Below are 24,291 nucleotides of genomic sequence, written 5' to 3' on the forward strand. Positions count from 1 at the left end.
GCTTCACATGCAGCCGGCCCTTCGCCACCGATTTCTGCTTTTCTCCCTGACAGCCCTGCTGGCAAGCCTGTTCTGCACGCTGGCCATGGCGGCGAACCCTGCACCCCGCAACTGGCTGGCCGCTCATCGCAACTGGCGGGTTGGCGTGGTGCTGCAAGCACCCTATGCCCAGATCAATCCACGCAGCCACCTGCTGGAAGGGGCCGATGTCGAAGTGATGCTGCTGCTGGCCAACAAGATGGACGTGCAGCTGAGCTGGCGTACCTTTGCCACCCGGCAAGCACTGGACAAAGCGGTGGAAAATGCGGAAGTGGACATCTCGCCCGGGATGCTGCAGACCCCGGCCAGCTTGCGCCACTGGCTGTTTTCCCAACCCTATCTGCGCGTGCCACACAAGATCGTCGGCTTCCCGGATGGCAGCGGTAATGCGGTGGATCTGGACCGGCTGTCGCTGAGCGAGCGGCTGGCACTGGATGGCAATAGCGACGCCCTGCGTTTTGTCCGGCGCAACTATCCCGAGCTGCCACGGGTGGAAGTGGCCAACGACCGCACCGCCCTGCAAACCGTGCAGCAGCAGTACGCCGAATACGCCATTGTCGACGAAGCCCAACTGGCCACCCTGCTCAAGGAACCTGAATTCTCGCGCCTGGCCGTGGTGGGTGATCTGGGCTACACCCATCTGCTGCGCATCGCCGTACGGCGTGACTGGCCCGAGCTACCTGCCGTACTGGACCGCCAGCTGCAGGACATCCCCGGCATCCGCATGGAACAGCTATATGCGCACTGGATGCTGCCCAGCTACCCCCGGCTGATCGACTCGCTGGGCTTCTGGCACCGCATGACACTGGCCTTGCTGCTGGCCACGCTGCTGCTGGCCGGCCTGTTTGGCCACCAGCGGCAGCAACGCCGCTGGGCGGAAAAGCGCTTGCTCGCCGCCAGACTCGAGCTGGAAGCACGTGATCTGGCAGAAGAATCGCTGCGGCTGACACAGTTCTCCATCGACAACAGCACCGTGGGCATCCTGTGGGTGAACTGGGATGGCCGCATCCAGTATGCCAACCGCGCAGTGGAAAGCATGCTGGGCTACCCGGCCGAACAATTGCTCAGCTTGTCACTGCCGGAATTACAACCCTCGCTGGACAACAACCGCTGGCTGGACCTGTGGAACCAGCTGCGCAGCAGCAAGGCGCTGAGCAGCTTTGAAACCAGCAGCCTGAAAGCCGACGGCCAGTTTCTGCCAGTAGGCGTCACCCTGAGTTTCCTCAAGTTTGGCCGTACCGAATACCTGGTGGTTTACCTCAATGACATTACCGAACGGCAAAAGGCCAGGGCCGCGCTGGAAGAAAGCGAAGCCCGCTTCAAGGGCATGGCCAGCAATGTGCCGGGCATGGTATTCCGGCTGGAACGTCCGGCAGCGCAGCACCCGGTACGGCTGGCCTTTGTCAGTGACGCCAGCCAGACCATGCTGGGCTACAGCCCGCTGGACCTGATATGCATGCCGGAAGGTTGGCTGGACGTGGTGGCCAGCGAGGACCGCAGCAGCTACCAGCAAGCCTGGCAGGATGCCGCCGACAACAACCACAACCTGGCCTGGCAGGGCCGCATGCTGCACCACGACGGTGACATGCGCTGGGTGGACATCAAGGCAGCTGTGCGCTGTTTTGACGATGGCCACGTGGTGTGGGACGGCATTGTCTGGGACATCTCGGAAAACAAGCACAATGAATTGCAGCTGGCCGAATCGCGCGGCTTGCTGCGCAGTCTGTCCGGCCACCTGGAATCGGTAAGAGAAGAAGAAAAAGCCCGCATCGCCCGCGAAGTACATGATGAGCTGGGCCAGATTCTTACCGTACTGCGGCTGGAAACCTCCATGTGCGAGCTGAGCTTCGGCCAGAGCGACAGCAAGCTGGCCGAGCGCCTGCAAGCCATGAAAAAGCTGATCGAGCAGACTTTCCAGATCGTGCGCGATGTCGCCACCGCACTGCGCCCGCCAGTGCTGGATGCCGGTATCGGCTCGGCCATTGAATGGCAGGCACGTCGTTTTGAAAAGCGCAGCGGCATTCCCTGCCTGGTATCGGTACCGGACAGCCCCATTGCGCTGAGCGATGCCCGTGCCATCGGCGTGTTCCGTATTCTGCAGGAAGCGCTGACCAATGTGCTGCGCCATGCCGAAGCCAGCACCGTCAGCGTTGGCCTTACCTGTCAGCAGGGCATCATCACTCTGAGCATTGCCGACGATGGCAAGGGTTTCGACCCGCAAGCCCATCGCCAGCTGCGCTCCTTCGGCCTGGTAGGCATCCGCGAACGGGTGCTGTTGCTGGGCGGCAAACTGGATATCGACAGCCAACCGGAACAGGGCTGCACCCTGACCATCCGCCTGCCGGTAGAAGAAGGAAGGGAAGTCGCATGATTCGCGTCATCATTGCCGAAGACCATAAAATCGTCCGCGAGGGCATCAAGCAGCTGATCTCGCTGGCCGAAGACATCAGCGTGGTGGGAGAAGCCACCAATGGCACCCAGTTACTGGAACAACTGCGCCAGATCAGTGCGGATGTCCTGTTACTGGATATTTCCATGCCCGGCACCAACGGGCTGGAAACCATTCCGCGCATCCGGGCGCTGGACAATCCGCCTGCCATCCTGATGTTGTCCATGCACGACGAAGTACAGATTGCCGCCCGTGCCCTCAAGGCCGGTGCCGCCGGTTACAGCACCAAGGACAGCGACCCGGCACTGCTGCTGACCGCCATCCGCAAAGTCGCTGGTGGCGGACGCTATATCGACCCGCAACTGGCCGACCGCATGGTGTTCGAAGTGGGCCTGACCGACTCGCGCCCGGCGCACACCCAGCTGTCCGAACGCGAATACCAGGTGTTCGAGCGGCTGGTGCACGGCACCAACGTCAACGAAATCGCCCAGCAGCTCAACATCAGCGCCAAGACAGTCAGCACCCATAAAGTGCGGCTGATGCAGAAGCTGCAAGCACACTCGGTGGCCGACATGGTGCGCTACGCCATCGACCACAAGCTGATCTGAGCCAGAGCGCGCGAGCGGCAGACAAAACCCTGTCCCCCGGCGCGCCGTTGCGCTACCCTAGCCGCCTTCCCACTACCGCCCGCCTTATCCGTTTTCATGCGCATTCAGGATTTTCACCACGCACTGGCCAGCCTCGGTGCCCGTCCCTGCCACATCGGCCGCATCAACCGCGCCTGGCTGCAAGGCTTGGCGCTGGATCACGGCACCCGTCATCAGCAAAGCCAGCACTATTTTCCGCTGACCGTGCGTCAGGGCCTGCCCGGGCTTAGCCAGCAGCTGGAAGCACTGGCGCGCATCCACACCCAACATGAGGCAGCGGATGCATCGCAACGCCTGCTGGTAGAGCTGGCTGATGGCCAGATGGTGGAAAGCGTGCTGCTGCCACGCGACGGCCTGTGCATTTCCAGCCAGGTAGGCTGTGCCGTGGGCTGCACCTTCTGCATGACCGGCAAATCCGGCCTGTTGCGCCAGCTGGGTAGTGCCGAGATCGTGGCGCAGGTGGTGCTGGCTCGGCGTATTCGCCCCGTAAAAAAGGTAGTGTTCATGGGCATGGGCGAACCGGCCCACAATCTGGACAATGTGCTGGAAGCCATCGACTTTCTCGGACGCGAGGGCAATATCGCCCACAAGAATCTGGTGTTTTCCACCGTGGGTGACCCGCGCGTATTCGAACGCCTGCCCGCCATGCAGGTTAAACCGGCACTGGCGCTGTCGCTACACACCACGCGGGCCGACTTGCGCGCCAGCCTGCTACCGCGCGCACCACGCATCAGCCCCGAGGAACTGGTAGACATGGGCGAGCGCTATGCCCGCCAGGTGGGCTACCCCATCCAGTACCAGTGGACACTGCTCAAGGGCATCAACGACAGCCAGCAGGAGATGGATGCCGCCATCGCCTTGCTCAAGGGCAAGTACGGCGTATTGAACCTGATTCCCTACAACAGCATGGAAGACGACAGCTTCCAGCGCCCGGATGCCGAATACATCCAGTACATGAAGCATTATCTGCATGCAAACGGTGTACTGACCAAGATCCGCGATTCCGCCGGACAGGACATCGACGGCGGCTGTGGCCAGTTGCGCGCCCGTGCCGCCGACAGCATTGATCTGAGCCGGCTGCGCCGCAAGACTGGCATCCAGTCATAGCGGATTACGTTGACATCATATTTGGCCTTTTTGCTAGAATGGTTATTTGCCGGACAATATCCGGCCAACCCTGACAGCTAGAAAGAATCAGCGTGCGGCTTCGCTTTGAACAATGGCGTGACTTTCTCGATATCGATGCCGAAAGCATCAACACTCTGCGGGAATTCTCCGGGCTGATCCGCCCGCACATGGATACGCTGATGGATGCGGTATACGCCTATATCCACACCAATGCCGCCGCCAGTGCCACCTTTACCGATGCAGCCGCCCTGCAACGGGCTCGCGCCCATCAAAAACACCATTGGCAGGAGCACGTATTCGCCGGCAACTTCAACCAGGCCTATCTGGAAGCCACGCTGGCCATCGGCCGCACCCACCAGCGCCTGGGCGTGGATTTGCGCTTTTATTCCGGTGCCTATGTCGTCGTGCTCAATCAGGTGGTGGCGCTGTTAAGCCAGCTGCTGGATGACAATGCCACCCGCACCCGCTACCTGACCGCCATCAACCGTGCAATATTTCTGGACATGGGCCTGGCCACCTATGCCTATTACGACACCCTGCTCAATGCGCTGGAAGACATGGCGCAGGAAGTCACCCTCAGCCTGGCACGCGCCGGGGAGTACCGTGACAACGAAACCGGCAAGCACATCACCCGCATGAGCAAGATGTGCGAGCAGATGGCGCTGGCATTGGGCAAGGATGCCACCTGGGCCCATGCACTGCGCATGGCCAGCCCCTTGCATGATGTCGGCAAGATCGGCGTGCCGGATCGCATACTGCTCAAACCTGGCCGACTGGATGAAGCGGAATACCAGATCATGCGTGAACACCCGCGTATTGGCGGCACCATCATCCCGGAGCACCCGGCCCTGGTTATCCGCATGGCGCGGCGCATTGCCCTTACCCACCACGAAAAGTGGGATGGCAGCGGCTACCCGGCCGGCTTGTGCGGCGAGGAAATTCCGCTGGAAGGCCGTATTGCCGCCATCTGCGATGTCTACGACGCCCTGGTATCAGCTCGCCCCTACAAGCCGGCCTGGACCCAGCAAGCCGCTCTGGATTTCCTGCAACAGGAAAGTGGCCATCACTTCGACCCACATCTGGTGGAAACCTTTTTGCGCATCGTGCCGGAAATTGAATCCATTCAGAGCCGCTACGCCGAAGAAAGCTGCTGAACACAGGCCCTGATCTCATCACCAGCCTGTCATCAAGTCATGGCACACTGACAAACGATATTCAGACTGCAATATTGGGGAGACAAGATGCGCAGCAAGGTGATTCTGGTGGTGGTGGACGGCCTTGGCTGGCAAGCCGGCCAGGACTGCATGGGCTATATGCAGGCCATGTGCGAAGCCGGACAGGCCAGCCTGCACCAGCTGCGCTGCGAGCTGCCCTCGCTGTCGCGCCCGCTGTATGAATGCATACTCACGGGCACGCCGCCGGTGGATAGCGGTGTAGTCCACAACGATGTAGTGCGACTATCCAGCCAGTCCAGCATCTTTTCCCTGGCCCAGGCCGCCGGCCTGCGCACCGCTGCCGCCGCCTATCATTGGGTCAGCGAGCTGTATAACCGCTCACCCTATGATGCAGTGCGCGACCGGCTGACCGAGGATGACACCTTGCCCATCCAGCATGGTTTGTTCTACCACCAGGATCACTACCCCGACGACCACCTGTATATCGATGGTGAGTTACTGCGCCGCCGCCACGACCCGGACTTCCTGCTGATCCACCCGATGGGCGTGGATGATGCCGGTCACCGCTTTGGTGGCGACAGCATGCACTACCGCAATGCTGCCCGCGCCAACGACAAGCTGCTGTCCCACTACCTGCCGCACTGGCTGGAACTGGACTATCAGGTACTGGTTACCAGCGACCACGGCATGAATGCCGACCATAGTCACGGCGGCGTACTGCCAGAAGAAAGGCTGGTGCCGCTATACCTGCTGGGCAGCCGCTTCAACCATGACAGCACCACGCGGGTAAAACAGACCCAACTATGCGGCCTGATAGCAACGCTGCTGGGCCTGACGCATACCAAGGCGGACAATCCGGCCTTGCTGCAAAACAAGGGCTGAGGGCTGTCGTACCAGTCCAATGGCAACCATCCCTTGGACTGGCTCTGGCCTATTGCCATGGAAACACAACCCGATTCCAGCAAAAAAACACCCACCACAAAAAGAATAAGCAGCTGAATCAAATAGACTTTTCATTCACGGCGCGACACACCTGCATTAATAGCCAGCATCCATCCTCGCCATAGGATTTTCTAAATTCAAGCCCACTGCCTGCATCCCTAGACTGAGGGTCCTTTTTACCTTAAGGACCCTCCGTGATGAAGCAGAAAACATCCTCGCTGACGCTCTGTATCAGCACCCTCAGCCTGTTACTGAGCCTGTCGGCTACCGCAGCCCCCCTTACCCGCGACAATGGCGCAGCGGTGGGCGATAACCAGAATTCACAAACTGCCGGCCCCAATGGCCCGGTATTGCTGCAAGACGTGCAGCTGATCCAGAAACTGCAGCGCTTCGACCGCGAACGCATACCGGAGCGAGTAGTCCACGCCCGTGGTGCCGGCGCTTACGGCACGTTTGAAGCCAGTGCCGACATTTCGGCGCTGACGCGCGCCAAGGTATTCGCCAAGGGCAGCAAAACCCCGGTCTTCGTGCGCTTCTCCACCGTAATTCATGGCCTGCACTCGCCGGAAACCCTGCGCGACCCGCGTGGCTTTGCCACCAAGTTTTATACCAGCGAAGGCAACTGGGACCTGGTAGGCAATAATCTGCCGGTATTCTTCATTCGGGATGCCATGAAATTTCCGGATATGGTGCACGCGCTCAAGCCTGCACCGAATACCAATCTGCAAGATCCGAACCGCTTTTTCGACTTTTTCTCCCACCAGCCGGAAGCCACCCACATGCTTACCCGGCTGTATTCGGACTACGGCATCCCCAAGGGCTATCAGTACATGGACGGCAATAGCGTGCACGCATGGAAGCTGGTGAATGCCCAGGGCAAATACGTGTACGTGAAATTCCACTGGGCCAGTCGCCAGGGCCAGCACAATCTCACCATGCAGCAGGCCGCCGCGATACAGGCACAGGATTTCAACCATGCCAGCCGTTCGTTGATGGATGCCATCCAGCACAAGCAATACCCTCAATGGGACCTGTACATCCAGGTGATGCAGCCAGAGGACATGGCAAAACTCGACTACAACCCGCTGGACGCCACCAAGATCTGGCCCGGCGTCCCCGAGCGCAAGATCGGCACCATGACGCTCAACCGCCTGCCGGAGAATGTCTTCCAGGAAACCGAGCAAAGCGCTTTTGCCCCGTCCAACCTGGTAGCGGGCATCGAACCATCCGAAGACCGCCTGCTGCAGGGCCGCATTTTTGCCTATGCCGACACCCAGCTGCACCGGGTGGGGACAAATGGCCTGCAACTGCCGGTGAATCGCCCACTGGCAAAGGTAGACAACAATAATCAGGACGGTGCCATGAATGGGGGCCACCGCAGTGGCAGCGTCAATTACGAACCTTCCCGCCTTGCCCTGCTGCAGCAGGACGCCAGTGCACGTGCCAGCCAGTTGCCGCTGGCCGGCACTACCCAGCAGGCTGGCATTGCCAAAACGCAGAACTTCCATCAGGCCGGGACTTACTATCGCAGCCTGAGCAAGAGCGAACAGACCAGGCTGATTGCCAACCTCGCCGCCGACCTGGGCCAGGTACGTAACGAGACCACACGCTATACCATGCTGTCCTACTTCTATAAGGCAGATAGCGGCTACGGCCAGGCCATCAGCAAGGTACTGAATGCCAATGTGGCAGAAGTTGCCAAACTGGCCGCCCAGCTGCACGACTAAGCCAGCCTTGCCCACCCCGGCGGGCAAGTAGGGATAAACCGGCTGCCGGTGGACAACACACCGCTGGCAGCCATGCCATGACATGGCTATAGTCGCAGCATGATCCTGCTTCGCACTCCGCTGCTGGAACTGGCACGCCTTAGCGCCAGCGCCCAGGGTTTTCCCCGTCACACCCACGACGAATTCGTCATCAGCGCCAATCTGGGCGGACTGGAAGAGGTATGGCTGGATGGAAAATCGTTTACTGTCAGCCCGGACATGCTCACCATCTACCCGCCACAAGCGGTACAGGCCAGCCACAGCCTGAGCGGCAGCGGCTGGGAATGTCTATCGCTGTATGTCGCTCCCGCAGCCTTTCCCACACTGTTTGACTGCACCCCGCCCAACCTGCCCAGCCATCTGGCGCAGCCGGAGTTTGCCATCCGCCTGAAACACATCGCCCAACTGGAAACCAGCTTGCGCGCAGAAGCCGTCATCCACTTGCTGGGGCAGTTGCTGACACAGGGCGGCCACACTTCACCACGCCACTGCCGGCAGGACAGTCCGCTGCTGCAACGGTCACGCCAGCAGCTGCTGGATGATCTGGCCCAGCCCGTGACACTGGAACAGCTGGCGCAGGAAGCCGGCGTAACACCGGCGCATCTGGTGCGGCGCTTCCAGCAGGCCACCGGCTTGCCGCCACTGGCCTGGCAGATGCAACAGCGCATGTCCGCCGCACGCCGCATGCTGCGTAGCGGCCAGCCGATTATCGAAGTGGCGCTGGCTACCGGCTTTGCCGACCAGGCACACTTCAGCAAAGCCTTCAGCCGCTTTTGCGGCATATCACCCGGCCGCTATCGCCAGATCAATTTTTGACAAGACGCCTGCCATTCCGCCCCGTATCATCGGGGCTGTTTTCTTAGCATCTACGGATTCGCTGTCATGCTGGCCATCGCCACCAAGGGTTTTTTACTGTCCATTTCCCTGTGCCTGGACATCGGCATCGTCAATGCCGCGCTGATCAATACCGGCCTGCGCAAGGGCCTGCGACCGGCACTGCTGATGGGGCTGGGCTCCTGCTTTGGCGACCTGTTCTATGCACTGCTGTCCTTGCTGGGCATGACCCTGCTGTTCAGTTTTACTCCGGTGCGCTGGGTGATGTGGCTGGGTGGTGGTGCCGTACTGCTGTGGCTGGCGTGGAAGATGGCACGTGCAGCCTGGCGGGAGTTTCATCAACCCAGCAGCCAGGCGCTTACCGGCAACGATGCAGTCAGCGCGCGCAGCAGCCAGGCGGAATTCTGGCGCGGCCTGCTGATGGCGCTGGCCTCACCCTCTTCCTTGCTGTGGTTCGCCGCAGTGGGTGGCAGCATCATTGCCCAGTCCACCGACGGCAGCTCGCTATCGGCCAGCATCTTCCTGTCCGGCTTTTTTCTGGGCGGGCTGGTGTGGTCGTCCTTTCTGGCCTGGCTGGCCAGCCACGGCCAGAAACTGGTCGGCCATCGCCTGCTGCTGTACTGCAACGCCGCCTCTGCCGCGCTGTTTGTCTATCTGGCGTTGGGCGTTATCGTCAATGGCTACCAGACCCTGCTGTAATAGCGCGTTCAGCCGCCACTGACCACCAGCGCCGACAGGCCCACGCCACCGGCGCGCAGCACCCGTATCTGCACCGCAATGCGTTCTTTCATGCCTTCCACGTGGCTGATCACGCCTATCATCTTGCCGCTGGCATTGAGGCTGTCCAGCGCATCCAGCGCAATTTCCAATGTTTCCGCATCCAGGGTGCCAAAGCCTTCGTCCAGGAACAGCGAGTCGATGGAGGTTTTGTGGCTGACCAGATCAGACAGCGCCAGTGCCAGTGCCAGACTGACCAGAAAGCTTTCCCCGCCCGACAGCGTGCGCGTGTCGCGGCAGACATCGGCCTGCCAGCTGTCGACAATTTCCAGCTCCAGCTCGCCCTCCAGCTTGCGCCGCAACTGGTAGCGTCCCTGCAGGCGCGCCAGCTGGCGGTTGGCCAGATACACCAGATGATCCAGCGTCAGGCCCTGGGCAAAGCGGCGGAACTTGTCACCCTTGGCCGAGCCGATCAAACCGTCCAGCCGCTGCCAGGATTCACAATCCTCTTGCTGTCGCAGGATTTGCGCCAGCAGGCCCTGCAAGCTGGCGCGACGTTCATCATCACTGGCCAGCAAGGCCTGCAGCGCCCCGCACTGGGCGCTCAACTGCTGCCGTCCGGCATCCAGCTCTGCCTGCTGCTGCAGCAACTCCCCCAGCGGCTGCGGGCTGTGGTTTGCGGTTTCCAGCGCCTGGCGCTGCCTGCTGGCGGACTGCAACAATGCCTCGGCCTGCTGTGCCGCCCTCTCCAGCTGCTGCCGCATAGACTGCAAGGCCTCGCGTTGCGTATCCGGCAAACAGGCCGCAACAAAAACCGTCTCATCGGCAAAAGGACTGCTGGCCAGCGCCTGTTGCCACTGGGAGTCTGTACTGTGCAATAGCGCTTGTTGCTCGGTCTGATCCTGCTGCCGCTGCTGTTGCTGCCCTTGCAGCTGTGCCAGCGCAGCCGCCAGGTCTGCGCGCTGTTGCTGGCAGCTTTCCAGTTCCCGTGCGGCATCCACTGCCGGCGGCAACGCGGGCAGATCCGGCAGAGCCAGTTGCCCCCACCATTGCTGCCACTGTTGTAGCTGGCCGCGGGCGTGCGTCAGCTGCAGCTCCTGTCGTGCCAGCACTTGCTCCAGCTGCTGCATGGCCTGTTGTTGCTGCTGCCAGTATTGCCATTGCTGCTCGCGTGCCGCCAGCCAGCCGGCAGCATCCTCCGGCATGGCATGGCCGGCTACGGATAGCGCCTGTTCCAGCTGCTGCCACTGATTGGTGGCCTGCTCTTGCTGTGCGGCCAGCTCGGCATCTGCCTGGCTGCCTTGCTGTTGCAGGTTGTCCAGCGCCTGCTGCTGCAAGGCCAGCTCGGCCTGTGCAGCCTGCCAGCACTGCTGCAGTTGCTGGCTGCGTTGCTGCGCCTGTTGCCAGCGCTGCGCGGTAGCCTCAGCCTGTTGCCATTGCTGTTCTGCCAGCGCCTGTCGCTGTGCGGCCTGCTGCGCACCGGCATGCAATACCGTGGCATCCTGCCAGGCGGTGGCGGTCACACCCAGTACCGGCTCCATTGCCTGCCACTGTTGCTGTAATTGCTGCTGACTGTCGTCCTGTGCCTGCCACTGCTCTTGCAGCCCTTCCAGTTGCTGCTGCAGGGCGGCCAGCTGCAGCCTGGCATCCTGTCCCTGGGCCTGCACGGCGTCCAGCCTGGCTTGCATGTCTTGCACTGCCTGTCGGGCAGCCGAGCTGTCCGTGGCGTGGTATTGCTGCACCAGCGGGTGCTCGCTGGCACCGCACAGCGGACAGGGCTGGCCAGGCTGCAGCAGGGCACGTTGCGCTTCCAGCCCGTGAATACGCAACTCCAGCTCCAGTAGCCGCTGCTTGTCGACCAGTTGTTCCTGCAATTGCCGGTACTGCGCCCGCAAAACACTCAGGGTCTGTTCATACTCCGGCAGCAGCGCCTGCCGCCCGGCCATGGCATGTGCCAGCGCTTGCTGCGCCTGTGATGACTGCCGCAGCTGACCGGCCAGTTGCGTGGCGGTTTGCCAGTATTGCTGGTACTGCTGTGCGGCCTGCCATTGCTGGCGCAAGCTAGCCACATCCAACGGCAGGCCGGGGGCAGCGGCCTGCTCGGCCTGTGCTGCCCGTTGCCAGTCGGCCTCTGCCTGCCGGCACAGTGCCTGTTGCTGAATCATGCCCTGCTGCCGGGCCAACAGCGCTTGACTCAGTTGGCCGCGTTGCTGAACGGCACGGGCAATTTCCTGTTGAGCCCGCGCATGTTGGGCAAACTGGCTGCGCCAGAGCGGGAGTTGCTCGCCCAGCCTGGCCAGCGCTGGAGCTGCCTGCTGCTGTAACTGCCATTGCTGCCACTGCGCCTGGCCTTGAGCCAATTGCTGCTCGGTATCATCTGCCTGCTGCTGCGCCAGGCTGAGGCCCCGCCAGTTTAGTTGCTGCCACTGCTGTTCGCTGTCCTGCCGCTGCCGCTGCAACTGCTGCAATGCGGCCTCTCCTTCCACCAGGCGTTGCCGCATGGCCTGCCATTGCCGGTACAAGGGCTGTAGACGGCTGGCAGCTTCGCTGGTAGCCAGTTGCTGCATTTGGGGTGCCGCCTGTTGCAGTGCCGCCTTTGCCTGCTCCAGCCGCTGGCTGGCCTGCTGCTCTTGTTGTTGTGCCTGTGCCAGCTGCTGCTGTAGTTGCACTGCCCGGTTTACATCCTGTAGCTGTGCCGCCAGCACCTGTTGTTGCTGGCCTGTCGCATCCAGTTGCTGCTGCATGACGCCGCGCTCGGCTGCATCCAGCAGCTCCACGCCACCTGCCCGTGCCTGCAATTGCTGCAATGCCTGGCGGCTGTCACGGGCCTGTTCGAATACGCGCTGGGATATCTGGCCATATAGTTCGGTGCCGGTCAGCTCTTCCAGCAGTTCGGCGCGCTCATTGGGACTCGCATTAAGAAAAGCGGCAAAACCGCCCTGGGCCAGCAGCATGGATTTGGTGAAACGGGCAAAATCCAGCCCGGTAATGGCGGCAATGCGCTTGAGTTTGTCATTGCTATGAGTGGTGAGGATGGTGCCATCGCCGTCGGCCAGCTCCACCCGCGCCGGCTGCAAGGCACCATCGGCCTTGTCACGAGCGCGGCGCTGGCTCCAGAACGCCCGGTAAACCTTGCCCTTCACCTCGAATTCCACCTCGGCCAGACAGTCGGCAGTGTGGCGGGTCATGATGTCGTTGCTGCTGGTCGATATGGTCTTCAGCCGTGGTGTTTCGTGATAAAGCGCCAGGCAGATGGCATCCAGCAGGGTCGACTTGCCGGCACCGGTGGGGCCGGTAATGGCAAACAGGCCGTTGTCGCAGAACGGTGGCAGGGTGAAATCAATTTTCCACTCACCTTGCAGGGAGTTGAGGTTTTTCAGTCGCAAGGTGCGGATTTTCATGCCTGGTCCTCCTGCAACACCTGCAGTATCTGACGGTAGCGCTGGCGCAGGTCTGCCGCCTGAGTATCATCAATCTGCTCCAGTTCCAGTCGGCGCTCGAAGACCTCTTCCGCCGTCAATTCGTCCAGCGTGCTGCGTTCGGCTGCTAAAGAAGCCGCCTGCTGGCTGCGGGCGCGGCGTAGACGCAGCAGTTCGGCCGGCTGTCCTTCCAGCAGCTGCTGGATGCGGGCTTGCAGATCGGACAGGTAATCATCCCCCTCCACAATCACTTCCAGCCACAGCAACTGTCCGTCTGCGATGCCAGCAAGAGCCACCGGGATGCTGCGCTGCAATTCAGCCAGAGTGCCGCGCAGGCTGCACAAGGGCTGAAAACAAGGTACGGTCAGCGGCGTAATGCTGAGCGGAACGCTGCCGGCGGTTTCCAGCAGCAGCATTTGCTTGCTCTGGCCCAGCTCATCAAAACTCAGGGCCAGCGGCGAGCCGCAGTAGCGGATATGTGACTGGCCACCCACCTGTTGTGGGCGGTGGATATGGCCCAGCGCAATGTAGTCAAATGGTGGAAAGGCGTTGCTGGGAAAGGCATCCAGTGCGCCAACATAAATTTCGCGCACGGATTCGCTACTGCTGGCACCCACGGTAGTGAGATGCCCGGTCGCCAGAATGGGCAGCGCTTCTCCCAGTGCCGTACGCTGTGCCACGGCCAGCTGATACAGATCCTGGTAGTGCCTGGTAATTGCCTGCTGCAAACCAAGCTGTTTTTCTTCAGCACTCTGCCCGGCCTGGCTTTGCATCACATCCCTAGCCCGGACAAAGGGTACGGCACACAGCAGCGCCGCCGGTTTGCCTTTACCATCGCGCAGCGTCAACAACTGGCGCGTCAGATCTTCCTGCACGGCGGGAATGACGGTGCAACCAAGATAGGACAGCAAGGGACGGCTTTCTTCCAGCGTGGCCACCGAGTCGTGATTGCCCCCCAGCAGCACCAGCTGGCAACGGGCCTCGTGCAGACGCACCACCAGCTGGTTGTAGAGTTCGCGCGCATAGCTGGGCGGTGCGCCGGTATCAAAGATATCCCCGGCCAATAGCACGGCATTGATGTCCAGCGCAGCCACTTGCTGCAATAGCCAGTCAATCAGGGCCTGATGCTCGGCCTGACGGCTACGCCCCATGAAATGCTGGCCCAGATGCCAGTCTGATGTGTGAAGTATGCGCATGCCATCGCTTTAGCCGGAAATCAGCGCGCATTCTAGCAAGAGCGGAGCCTTCCTGCCTGCCTCTCACGTCGGCACAGACGGCATGTCAACCCAGCATACCTGCCCAAGCGCCGCAGCGCGCCGCAAGCACCACTCTGCCAGAATGAAGGCCATGACCACACCATTACGCTTATTCCTGCCATGCCTGCTGCTGGTGAGCACGCTGGCAAGCGCGGCCTCCAATAACACCCTCGCCAGCACCATGCGCAGCGAGGCCGCCTTTTCGCCCGACCCGACCGCACTGGAGCTGGTATTGAAAGGCATCCGCAATGCGCGCCGCTCCATCCACGTGGCCGCTTATGTCTTCACCAGCAAGCCGGTGGCCCTCGCCTTGCTGGATGCCCGCCAGCGCGGTGTTGAAGTTGCGCTGGTAGCCGACAGCAAGGAAAACTCGACTGGCTACAGTGCCACGCGCTTTCTGGCCAAGCAGCACTTGCCGGTAAGACTGAACGGAAAATATGCGATTCTTCATGACAAATTCATGATTATCGACCAGTTGCACGTGCAGACCGGTAGTTTCAATTACACCGCGGCGGCGGCGTCAAAGAATGCAGAAAACGTGCTGATCATCTGGAATGCACCAGAGCTTGCCGCACGCTATGAAGCGCAATGGCAACAGCTGTGGCAGGAAGCGGACCCACTGGAAGGCAGTGGCGGCACGGCAAACTAGCCAGCATCCTGCAGGCAGGCGCTGATGATTTCCGCCGCGAGACAAACCCGACAATATTCACCATCCATATTGGCCAGCGACATGGCATGCACATCGTCGGCACTACGCCAGCGCCCTGCCCAGTCACGCCGGGCAAAGGTAAAGCAGCCATCTTCCACCAGATACACCACATAGCCCAGATTCCCGGCCATGCGTACCGTGGCTTCCACCGAATTGCTGGTGGCCACGCCCGCCACCACCAGGGTACGACAGCCGGCAGCCTGCAGCTGCGCATGAAGGTCCGTACCGATAAAGGCAGAATTGGTCTGTTTCGGCAACACCCACTCGTCAGGCTTCGGCAGCACTTGTGGCTTGAAGGCATGACCGGGCTGGCCTGGACGATAAGTCGACCCGGCTTCCTGCGAATCATGCCTGATGTGGCAGATCGGCCGTTGCTGGCTGCGCCACAAGGCCAGCAGTCTTGCCGCTAGCTGTTCGGCCTGCGGGTTGTTGCGCTCGCCCCAACAGGGATCATCAACTGCGCACTGCAAATCCACCAGCAGCAACAAGGCATTTTCGGGCAGGGTAATTGGATTCGCAGGCATGCAGGCACTTTCGTCAAGTCAATACAACAGCATAACAGCACTGGCCATGAAAAAACCCACCGGACAAAAGTCGGGTGGGTTTCTTGTACAGAACCAGTTCCTGCCATGTGGCAGGCAAGCCAGTCAGTATCTATGGCTTACAGCGGCTGAACGTTGGTAGCAGCCGGGCCTTTTTGGCCAGCAGCCTTAACGTAGCTTACCTTCTGACCGTCTTGCAGCGACTTGAAGCCGTCTACTTTGATTTCGGAGAAGTGTACGAACAGGTCGTCGCCGCCTGCGTCCGGAGTGATAAAGCCAAAGCCTTTGGCGTCATTGAAGAATTTTACGGTGCCGGTTTCCATGATATATCCCTGACATAAAACAAATTAAAAACAGAGCAAATGCTCACAAACAAGACATTCAAGGGATAGATATTTGAACAATTAGGCACTCTGTTGGGAGGGACACCACTGTAACGAAATAGGCACAACTCTTGAAATCCTGCCCGACCGTTATACGCATCTGCCGGCCATTGGTCAAACATTATCTGCCAAATCCCCAAAATAAATTCCGGTAATGGCAAAGGCATGCATCAGCCACTCAAAAAAACAAATGCCGACCTCATGCCACACGCACCCGGCTGCTTGCCTCACCAGCAACCAAAGACCGCGCCCGGCAATACAAAACCCTTCTGTTTTGGGCAGCTGCTCTCTATCATCGCAACATCTTCCACCGCTGCGGAGCAGCCATGATTACCCTGCATCATCTGAACAACTCACGCTCGCAACGCATCATCTGGCTGCTGGAAGAACTGCAACTGCCATACGAAATTACCCGATACCAGCGCGACAGCAAAACCATGCTGGCACCTGCCGCACTGAAAGCCATTCATCCGCTGGGCAAATCGCCGGTCATAAGCGATGGCGATGTCGTAGTGGCGGAATCCGGAGCCATCATCGAATACCTTACTGACAAACCCGGGGCTCACTGGCTGAAACCGGCAGCCGACAGCAAGGCTCTACTGGACTACCGCTACTGGCTGCACTACGCCGAAGGCTCGGCCATGCCACCGCTGGTAATGAGCCTGGTGTTTTCGCGTCTGGACACTCCCCCCATGCCCGCCCTGCTACGCCCACTGGCGCGCCTGATTGCCAATGGCGTACGCAAAAGCTATCTGCAACCACAACTACAGATGCACCTTGATCATATCGAAGCACAACTGTCCTTGACTGGCTGGTTTGCCGGCGATGCATTCAGCGCAGCCGACATCCAGATGAGCTTTCCGCTGGAGGCGGCAAATGCTGTCGGGCTGGTAACAGCCAGCCAGCCGCATATCCGCGCCTTCCTGCAAACCATCCATGCCCGACCAGCCTATCAGGCCGCCTTGCAGCAAGGTGGGCCCTACGCTTATGCCTGATCAGGCAGTGCGGGCAGAAAATTCCGAGCAGGCTCTTGACGAGAAAAAACAGCCTCGCTATCATGCCGCTCTCTTCTGGAGGGGTTACCCCAGCGGTCAACGGGTCCGGACTGTAAATCCGGCGGCTCAGCCTTCGAAGGTTCGAATCCTTCTCCCTCCACCAGCATTCCGAAAAGGCCCGACATCGCGTTCGGGCCTTTTTCATGCCGCCAGCAGCGGTGCCACTCAGCAGGAGACACGTCCATGGCCAGCAAAAACAGCAAAGCAAGCAAGCCCAAGACAGCCCAGCCGGCGCGTCTGGCCGAGCAAAAACGTTTTCAACGCACGGAAGACGCTTGCCGCCGCATCATGGACCTGCTGTTTGGCATGCAACGCGCCGAACGCTTTAACGAAGAAGAACTGGCAGGCAAATACGCCATCATGGCCGGCATCCACTATCGCAAGATCCGCAATGGCAAGGTACTGGGTGCTGCCGACTTCAATGCCGCAGTGGAAGTTTGTACCGCGGCACGGCGCTGCCTGCAGCAACTGGACAGCGGACTGACATTCGACGGTCTGCCCGACAGCAGCGCCCTGCAGGAAGCCTTGCCACTGATCGACAGCGTGCTGGCCGACTATCAGCAGCTAAAATCAGGCCAGTAAGCCTAAAACCTGCTGCGCCTTCTTGCAGTCTGCAGCGGATGACCCCGCCCTGCCTGCCGGAGGGCAGAGCAATACAAAAAGGCTGCGCGCCTGCCGACAGGATATATCGACAGGCACGCAGCCCTGATTACACCAGCCGCATCAGCAAGAACGCGGGCATTGCTGCTGATTACACGCCAGCCTCGTGCGCCTGCACATCGGCATGGTAGCTGGAGCGCACCATGGCACCGACTGCAGCATGGGCAAAGCCCATTTCATAGGCTTTTTCCTCGAACATCTTGAAGATGTCCGGGTGCACGTAACGCAATACCGGCAAGTGTCCGTCGGACGGTTGCAGGTACTGGCCAATGGTCAGCATGTCCACATTATGGGCGCGCAGATCACGCATCACTTCGAGGATTTCCTCGTCGGTTTCGCCCAGACCCACCATCAGGCCGGACTTGGTCCGTACTTCGGGGTTTTTGGCCTTGTAGTCTTTCAGTAACTGCAAGGAGTGGGCGTAATCAGCACCCGGACGGGCCTGCTTGTACAGGCGCGGCACGGTTTCCAGATTGTGGTTCATCACATCCGGCGGCGTGGTGGTGAGAATATCCACTGCCAGATCCAGTCGACCACGAAAGTCCGGCACCAGGGTTTCGATCTGGGTATTCGGCGAAGCCGCGCGCACCGCGCTGATGCAGTCGGCAAAATGCTGGGCACCGCCGTCGCGCAGGTCGTCACGGTCTACCGAAGTCACCACCACATACTTCAGGCGCATGGCGGCCACGCTCTCGGCCAGGTGCTTGGGCTCGTTTTCGTCCAGCGGATTGGGACGGCCATGACCCACATCACAGAAGGGGCAGCGACGGGTGCAGATATCACCCATGATCATGAAGGTGGCCGTGCCCTTGCTGAAACACTCGCCGATATTCGGGCAGGTGGCTTCTTCGCACACGGTATGCAGTTTCTGGTCGCGCAGAATCTGCTTGATTTCATGAAAACGCTGGCCAGTGGGCAGCTTGGCGCGAATCCACTCCGGTTTTTTCAGCTTTTCATCCAGCGGCACGATCTTGATGGGAATGCGTGCGGTTTTGGCGGCGCCTTTATGCTTGACCCCTGCCTCGTTGTCCAACTTCATGCTGTCTCCTTCACCACGGTCAGGTGTTTTTCCAGCTGGGGCAGCAGCAGCTCGGCCACTTGCGCCAGGGTTTTATCCACCCCCAAATCCTTCATTTGCGTCACCCGCAGGCCTTCATAGCCACAGGGATTGATCCAGCCAAACGGCGTCAGGTCCATGTCCACATTCAGCGACAGGCCGTGATACACCGCGCCATTCTTGATGCGCAAGCCCAGCGAGGCGATCTTGGCGCCGTCCACATACACGCCCGGCGCGTTTACGTCGCCATTGGCGGTAATGCCCTGCCCGGCCAGCATGTCGATCACCGACTGCTCGATGCGACGCACCAGTTCGCGCACGCCAATGTGCATGCGCTTGAAGTCAATCAGCAGATACACCACCAGTTGGCCGGGGCCATGATAAGTGACCTGGCCACCCCGGTCGGTCTTTACCACCGGGATGTCGGTCAGGCGCAACAGATGCTCCGGCTTGCCGGCCAGACCCTGGGTGTATACCGGATGGTGCTCCACCACCCACAGCTCATCCGGCGTTTCGGCCGTGCGGGTATCGGTAAAGGCCTGCATGGCCCGCCAGGTGGGTTCGTAGTCCACCAGGCCCAAATGCTTGATCAGACGCTGCACGCGCTTGGCTCCACGTTGGTTTAAAGCACCATCTTGACCATGGGGTGGCCAGTGAGCGACAGGTAGATATTATCCAGCTGCTGGCGCGAGGTGGCATTCACGGTAATGGTCAGCGCGTAGAAACGTCCACCCGAGCTTTCCCGCAGGGTGACATCATGCTCGGCCAGGTCCGGCGCGTGCACACGCACCACTTCGGTCATGGTGAGGACAAATTCGTCGTGACGCTCGCCCATCACCTTCAGGGGGAAGCGACAGGGAAATTCAATGATTTCCTGCTTTTCAGTGCTGTTTTCAGCCATGTTCAACTCGATTCTGCAAAGGCAAAAGGCCCGCATCACCCGATGCAGGCCATTGCCGAACCCCGGCAGGCGGGGCGTCAATCAAAAGCCGGTTTACTTCCAGCCCAGCATCAGCTTGATGCTATCCCACAGGCGGCTGAAGAAACCACCTTCTTCCACCGCCTGCAACGCAACCACCGGGCGCTCCAGTAGCGGCTTGCCATCCAGGCTTACCACCAGCTTGCCCACCGTCTGACCTGCCTTGATCGGTGCGATCAGCGGCTGCATGGTGGACATGTCCGCCTTCAGCTGGGCCGACTGACCCTTGGCCACCGTGGCGAATACATCCTGGGCAAAGCCAACCGGTACCGATTTGGCTGCGCCCTTGTAGACCGGCACTTCGGAAACAGGCTTGGATGCGCTGTAAAGTTTGGGCGTTTCGAAAAACTGCAAGCCGTAATTCAGCAGTTTGGCACTTTCGTTGGCGCGCGCCTCCGGGCTGGCCGTACCCACCACCACCGAAATCACCCGACGGCCATCACGATGGCTGGAGGTAATCATATTGTAGCCGGCGGTATCGGTGTAACCGGTTTTCATGCCGTCGACGTTGGGGTCACGGTACAGCAGCAGGTTGCGGTTGGGCTGGGTAATCTTGTTATAGGTGAAGGACTTGATGGAGTACGTGGGGTAGAACTCCGGGAAGTCACGGATCAGCGCGGCGGACAGGATGGCCAGATCATGCACGGTGGTGTAGTGATCGGCATGCGGCAGGCCGGTGGCATTGCGGAACTGGGTATTCTTCATGCCCAGTTTCTGCGCCTGCTGGGTCATCAGCTGGGCGAACACGTCTTCGCTGCCGGCAATGGCTTCGGCCAGGGTCACGCAGGCATCGTTGCCGGACTGCACGATCATGCCCTTGATCAGGTCATCCACCTTGACCGGCACTTTCGGGTCCAGGAACATGCGCGAACCATCGGTTTTCCAGCCACGGCTGGATACGGTCAGCATCTGATCCAGCGACAGGCGCTTTTCCTTCACCGCCTTGAAGGTAAGGTAGGCCGTCATCAGCTTGGTCAGCGAGGCCGGCTCGACGCGGGCATCCGGATCCTGTGCGGCCAGCACCTGGCCACTGTTGAAATCGACAAGATAAAACGCCTTGCCGGCAATTTCCGGCACCGGCGGAACAAAGGCAGCGGCAGCAGACGCAGCAACAGGCATGGCCAGGCTGGCGGCCAGCAGAATTCGGGTGATGGTGGTTTTCATTAGGATCGACAACGGGTGAGGGGTACAAACAATAGCCGCTGATTATACACGTCCACGCCGCTGCGTTGACCGTAAATGGCCGATTTTTGCAGCAATCTGCGGATGGCAGACGGTTGATTGCGGCAATGCAGCATGAAAATGGCAACACGGCTTCCCGGCGGCTTGGAGTTCCTGCTACTCTGACAGTTCAATAAGAAAGAACGACAAGGACATCGGCATCACCATGCAAGACAAGCAAGACTATCTGGAGCGCATCCTCACCTCCCGCGTCTATGACGTCGCAGTGGAAACTCCGCTGGAAACCGCCAACAACCTCAGCCGCCGCACCGGCAACACCATTTTGCTGAAGCGCGAAGACCTGCAACCGGTGTTCTCGTTCAAGCTGCGTGGCGCGTACAACAAGATGGCCAAGCTGACACCGGAGCAGCTGGCCAACGGCGTGATTACCGCTAGCGCCGGCAACCATGCCCAGGGCGTGGCCTTGTCCGCCAAGAAGATTGGCTGTGAAGCCATCATCGTGATGCCGGTGACCACCCCACAGGTGAAAATTGACGGCGTCACCAGCCGTGGCGGCAAGGTAGTGCTGCATGGCGAATCGTTCAGCGACGCTTACAAACATGCAATGAAACTGGTGGCCGAAACCGGCAAAACCTATATCCCGCCGTTTGACGACCCGGACGTGATTGCCGGCCAGGGCACCATAGGCATGGAAATCCTGCGCCAGCACCCCGGCCATATCGATGCCGTGTTCGTCGCCATTGGCGGCGGCGGTCTGGCTGCTGGCGTGGCCAGCTTCATCAAGCGCCTGAAACCGGAAATCAAGATCATCGGCGTGCAGCCGGTGGATTCGGACGCGATGAAGCAGTCCATCGAAAAAGGCGAGCGCGTAGAACTGAAAGACGTGGGCCTGTTTGCCGATGGCGTGGCGGTGAAGCTGGTGGGCGAGGAAACCTTCCGTATCTGCCGCGAGCTGCTGGACGAAATCATGCTGGTGGATTCCGACGCCATGTGCGCCGCCATCAAGGACATTTTCGAAGACACCCGCTCCATCGTGGAGCCAGCCGGTGCACTGGCCGTGGCAGCTGCCAAGGCCTATATCGAGCGCGAAGGCTGTACCGGCCAGACGCTGGTGGCCATCAATTGCGGCGCCAACATGAACTTCGACCGCCTGCGTCACGTCTCGGAACGCTCCGAGCTGGGCGAGCGCCGCGAAGCCATCATCGCGGTCACCATTCCGGAAAAACCGGGCAGCTTCAAGCAGTTCTGTGCGGTGATCGGCAACCGTAACATCACCGAATTCAACTACCGCTTTGCCGACCCCGGCACCGCCCATGTGTTTGTCGGGGTGCAGATCAGCGGCAAGCAGGATTCGGAGCGCATCATCAACGAACTCAAGGCCAGCAATCTGGATGGGCTGGACCTGACCGACAACGAGCTGGCCAAGCTGCACATCCGCCATCTGGTGGGCGGCCATGCCCCGCAGCTGAAGGACGAGCGCGTGCTGCGCTTTGAATTCCCGGAACGTCCGGGTGCGCTGATGCGCTTCCTGGAAGGCATGCAGACCAACTGGAACATCAGCCTGTTCCACTACCGCAACCACGGTGCCGACTACGGCCGCGTACTGGTAGGCATTCAGGTGCCATCCAGCGATAATGCCGAGTTCCAGCGTTTCCTGGATGGTCTGGCCTACCCCTATGTGGAAGAAACCGACAACCCGGCCTACAAGCTGTTCCTGGGCAAGACCATCCGCTAACCCTGCCTGCCGGCGCACCCAGCCGGCAGCAGACTCTTGCTACAGGCATTGCACATGATTCAAGCCGTATTGTTCGATCTGGACGGCACCCTGGCCGACACCGCACGCGACCTGGGCGCCGCCCTCAACCGTCTGCTGGCCGAAGAAGGCCTGCCCCCGCAGCCCTACTCCGCCATCCGCCCGATTGCCAGCCATGGCGCACGCGGGCTGGTGAGCCTGGGCTTTGGCATTGATCGCGAGCATCCACGTTTCGAAGAATACCGCCTGCGTTTTCTCGACCACTACGAGCACAGCTTTGCCGACGAAACCGTACTGTTCGACGGCATCAACAGCATGCTGGACGGCATCGCGGCCAAGGGGCTGACCTGGGGCATCATCACCAACAAGCCGATGCGTTTTACCGACCGGCTGGTGCCTGCCCTGCCCTTTGCCAGCCGACCGGCCGTCACCGTCAGCGGCGATACCGTGGGTGTACCCAAGCCGAACCCGGCTCCCATGCTGCATGCGGCCAGCCAGATCGGCATTGCCCCGCAGCACTGCCTGTATGTGGGCGACGCCGAGCGCGACATCCAGGCCGGCCGCGTGGTGGGCATGAAAACCGTACTGGCCAACTGGGGGTATATCTCGGAGCAAGACCAGCCGGAGCAATGGGGTGCCGACATCAGCATCAACCATCCGCTGGAATTGCTGCAGCATCTGTAAGCCGGCAGCGAGCAAGCGCCGCAACCCGCATGCTGCCTCCGGCAATGCGGGTTTTCTTTTGCACGATTAAACACCAATAAGAAACAATTTCTTGAACATACTGGTATTTTTCACATCATGGGTAATCAATACACTGCATCCATCCGCTGACTGACAGCGCAAACCCGACAAGGATGCAAACCATGAAACACCTCGCCCTCACCCTGCTGGCCCTGAGCTTCAGCACCGCCGCACTGGCCGCACACCACAGCAACTACCCCAGCGCCAACGACATCAGCGCCTGGCAGGCGGAACAAGCGGCCATCAAGGCAGCCGATGCCCGCCTCCCTGCAGAACGGCAGGCTGAAATTGCTCGCGACAATGCGGCCTGGCAGGCCGCCCTGCTGCAGAAAAACCAGCACAACGCCGGCATCAATCACTGACACAGCGAGGCCACACAGCATGAGCCATCTTCATCTGCATATCGGTGCCGGACACACCAGCCTGGCGCAGGCACACCCGGCACAGCAGCCAAGCAGCATGCCGATCGGCTGGCAATCGGTACTAGCCGCAGGCCCACAGCGTCTCCCCAGTCCGGCAGCACTGGAGATGGCTATCATGCAGGTGGAAGATGCCATCAGCACCTGCTGGCCTCAGTCCCTGGCGCTTAACACCATCAGTGGCAGCGACCCGGCCCTTTACCAGATCGCCACACAATGCGGCCTGCCATTACAGCCTGGCAGCCAGCTTGGGCGACATAGCGTGGAAAGCCTGTTTTCGCGCCTGGCCAATGCGGTGGAAGGTGGTTCGGCTGCCGGCCTGCCGGATGCAGTGGATTTTGTCGGCAGCCTGCTGATTCTGCGTGAGCTGATGCACCATCTGGATATTGCAGCCATCACACTGGAGCGCGCCGCCAGCTGAAAACGCTGTGGACAAAGAAAAACCGCCGCCAGAAAGCTGGCGGCGGCTGCATATCAGGCAGGCTGTATCGGCCGC

General features: G+C 60.4%; 23 protein-coding genes and 1 tRNA gene. 16 read left to right on the forward strand and 8 right to left on the reverse strand.

Annotation, left to right across the window (positions count from 1 at the left end; genetic code table 11):
- Positions 1–7: 7 nt before the first annotated feature.
- The 8 genes from QVF59_RS07185 to QVF59_RS07220 all read left to right on the forward strand — a co-directional run bounded on the left by QVF59_RS07185 (position 8) and on the right by QVF59_RS07220 (position 9,619).
- Entirely contained in the window at positions 8–2,410 is a 2,403-nt protein-coding gene (locus tag QVF59_RS07185) for a PAS domain-containing sensor histidine kinase (RefSeq protein ID WP_287878402.1), read from the forward strand.
- Positions 2,407–3,036 (forward strand): response regulator, encoded by a 630-nt coding sequence (locus tag QVF59_RS07190; protein WP_159876574.1) that lies wholly within the window; start codon positions 2,407–2,409, stop codon positions 3,034–3,036. The genes QVF59_RS07185 and QVF59_RS07190 overlap by 4 nt, the downstream gene beginning before the upstream one ends.
- 96 nt (positions 3,037–3,132) lie before the next feature.
- Positions 3,133–4,182 (forward strand): RNA methyltransferase, encoded by a 1,050-nt coding sequence (locus tag QVF59_RS07195; RefSeq protein WP_287878405.1) that lies wholly within the window; start codon positions 3,133–3,135, stop codon positions 4,180–4,182.
- A gap of 92 nt (positions 4,183–4,274) precedes the next feature.
- Positions 4,275–5,357 (forward strand): HD domain-containing phosphohydrolase, encoded by a 1,083-nt coding sequence (locus QVF59_RS07200; protein ID WP_287878408.1) that lies wholly within the window; start codon positions 4,275–4,277, stop codon positions 5,355–5,357.
- Between the two features lie 87 nt (positions 5,358–5,444).
- Entirely contained in the window at positions 5,445–6,260 is an 816-nt protein-coding gene (locus tag QVF59_RS07205; protein WP_287878410.1) for an alkaline phosphatase family protein, read from the forward strand.
- A 257-nt stretch (positions 6,261–6,517) separates the two neighbouring features.
- The gene (locus QVF59_RS07210) at positions 6,518–8,047 is read left to right on the forward strand and encodes a catalase (protein WP_287878412.1); all 1,530 of its coding nucleotides are present in this window, start codon (positions 6,518–6,520) and stop codon (positions 8,045–8,047) included.
- Between the two features lie 99 nt (positions 8,048–8,146).
- Entirely contained in the window at positions 8,147–8,902 is a 756-nt protein-coding gene (locus tag QVF59_RS07215; protein ID WP_287878414.1) for an AraC family transcriptional regulator, read from the forward strand.
- A gap of 66 nt (positions 8,903–8,968) precedes the next feature.
- Positions 8,969–9,619, forward strand: coding sequence for a LysE family translocator (locus QVF59_RS07220; RefSeq protein WP_287878416.1), 651 nt, complete (start codon positions 8,969–8,971; stop codon positions 9,617–9,619).
- Between the two features lie 8 nt (positions 9,620–9,627).
- Here QVF59_RS07220 and QVF59_RS07225 read toward each other — a convergent pair whose 3' ends face one another.
- Both QVF59_RS07225 and sbcD read right to left on the reverse strand, forming a co-directional pair.
- The gene (locus tag QVF59_RS07225) at positions 9,628–13,038 is read right to left on the reverse strand and encodes an AAA family ATPase (protein WP_287878417.1); all 3,411 of its coding nucleotides are present in this window, start codon (positions 13,036–13,038) and stop codon (positions 9,628–9,630) included.
- Positions 13,035–14,252 carry an exonuclease subunit SbcD gene (gene sbcD, locus QVF59_RS07230; RefSeq protein ID WP_287878418.1) on the reverse strand — a complete coding sequence of 406 codons (1,218 nt, stop codon included), beginning with the start codon at positions 14,250–14,252 and terminating at the stop codon, positions 13,035–13,037. The genes QVF59_RS07225 and sbcD overlap by 4 nt, the downstream gene beginning before the upstream one ends.
- A 151-nt stretch (positions 14,253–14,403) precedes the next feature.
- Between sbcD and QVF59_RS07235 the strand changes: the two genes are divergently transcribed.
- A complete protein-coding gene (locus tag QVF59_RS07235; protein WP_287878420.1) occupies positions 14,404–14,961 on the forward strand; it encodes a phospholipase D family nuclease in 558 nt (185 codons plus the stop codon).
- Here the strand turns inward: QVF59_RS07235 and QVF59_RS07240 are convergent.
- Both QVF59_RS07240 and QVF59_RS07245 read right to left on the reverse strand, forming a co-directional pair.
- Entirely contained in the window at positions 14,958–15,545 is a 588-nt protein-coding gene (locus QVF59_RS07240; protein ID WP_287878423.1) for a cysteine hydrolase family protein, read from the reverse strand. The two genes, QVF59_RS07235 and QVF59_RS07240, sit on opposite strands and share 4 nt — an antisense overlap.
- A 137-nt stretch (positions 15,546–15,682) precedes the next feature.
- Positions 15,683–15,886, reverse strand: a complete 204-nt coding sequence (locus tag QVF59_RS07245) for a cold-shock protein (protein ID WP_089083430.1) — start codon at positions 15,884–15,886, stop codon at positions 15,683–15,685.
- Positions 15,887–16,272: 386 nt separating this feature from the next.
- Here QVF59_RS07245 and QVF59_RS07250 point away from each other — a divergent pair, with 386 nt between their 5' ends.
- From QVF59_RS07250 to QVF59_RS07260, 3 genes are all read left to right on the forward strand, one after another.
- A complete protein-coding gene (locus tag QVF59_RS07250; protein ID WP_159876550.1) occupies positions 16,273–16,941 on the forward strand; it encodes a glutathione S-transferase in 669 nt (222 codons plus the stop codon).
- 77 nt (positions 16,942–17,018) lie between these two features.
- Positions 17,019–17,104: transfer RNA gene (locus QVF59_RS07255), tRNA-Tyr, on the forward strand.
- Positions 17,105–17,184: 80 nt separating this feature from the next.
- Positions 17,185–17,583, forward strand: a complete 399-nt coding sequence (locus QVF59_RS07260) for a hypothetical protein (protein ID WP_159876548.1) — start codon at positions 17,185–17,187, stop codon at positions 17,581–17,583.
- Positions 17,584–17,752: 169 nt separating this feature from the next.
- On the opposite strand, the gene lipA is transcribed toward QVF59_RS07260, so the two are convergent.
- The 4 genes from lipA to QVF59_RS07280 all read right to left on the reverse strand — a co-directional run bounded on the left by lipA (position 17,753) and on the right by QVF59_RS07280 (position 20,861).
- The gene (gene lipA, locus QVF59_RS07265; protein WP_159876546.1) at positions 17,753–18,700 is read right to left on the reverse strand and encodes a lipoyl synthase; all 948 of its coding nucleotides are present in this window, start codon (positions 18,698–18,700) and stop codon (positions 17,753–17,755) included.
- Positions 18,697–19,320, reverse strand: a complete 624-nt coding sequence (gene lipB, locus QVF59_RS07270; RefSeq protein ID WP_045844836.1) for a lipoyl(octanoyl) transferase LipB — start codon at positions 19,318–19,320, stop codon at positions 18,697–18,699. Before lipB ends, lipA begins: the two co-directional genes overlap by 4 nt.
- Before the next feature lie 20 nt (positions 19,321–19,340).
- Entirely contained in the window at positions 19,341–19,619 is a 279-nt protein-coding gene (locus tag QVF59_RS07275) for a YbeD family protein (RefSeq protein WP_059286389.1), read from the reverse strand.
- Between the two features lie 93 nt (positions 19,620–19,712).
- Positions 19,713–20,861: a D-alanyl-D-alanine carboxypeptidase family protein gene (locus QVF59_RS07280; protein WP_287878433.1), complete on the reverse strand. Its 1,149-nt coding sequence runs from the start codon at positions 20,859–20,861 to the stop codon at positions 19,713–19,715.
- Between the two features lie 223 nt (positions 20,862–21,084).
- Here QVF59_RS07280 and ilvA point away from each other — a divergent pair, with 223 nt between their 5' ends.
- The 4 genes from ilvA (at position 21,085) to QVF59_RS07300 (ending at position 24,216) form a co-directional block, all read left to right on the forward strand.
- Complete coding sequence (gene ilvA / locus QVF59_RS07285) at positions 21,085–22,614, forward strand: threonine ammonia-lyase, biosynthetic (protein ID WP_159876540.1); 1,530 nt, start codon at positions 21,085–21,087, stop codon at positions 22,612–22,614.
- 54 nt (positions 22,615–22,668) lie between these two features.
- On the forward strand, positions 22,669–23,316 hold the full coding sequence (locus QVF59_RS07290) for an HAD family hydrolase (RefSeq protein ID WP_287878436.1): 648 nt from the start codon (positions 22,669–22,671) through the stop codon (positions 23,314–23,316).
- A gap of 182 nt (positions 23,317–23,498) precedes the next feature.
- Positions 23,499–23,738 (forward strand): hypothetical protein, encoded by a 240-nt coding sequence (locus QVF59_RS07295; protein WP_287878439.1) that lies wholly within the window; start codon positions 23,499–23,501, stop codon positions 23,736–23,738.
- A 19-nt stretch (positions 23,739–23,757) separates the two neighbouring features.
- Positions 23,758–24,216, forward strand: coding sequence for a hypothetical protein (locus QVF59_RS07300; protein ID WP_287878441.1), 459 nt, complete (start codon positions 23,758–23,760; stop codon positions 24,214–24,216).
- The last annotated feature ends 75 nt before the right edge of the window (positions 24,217–24,291 follow it).

This window comes from Aquitalea sp., from assembly GCF_030150775.1.
Taxonomy (GTDB): domain Bacteria; phylum Pseudomonadota; class Gammaproteobacteria; order Burkholderiales; family Chromobacteriaceae; genus Aquitalea; species Aquitalea denitrificans.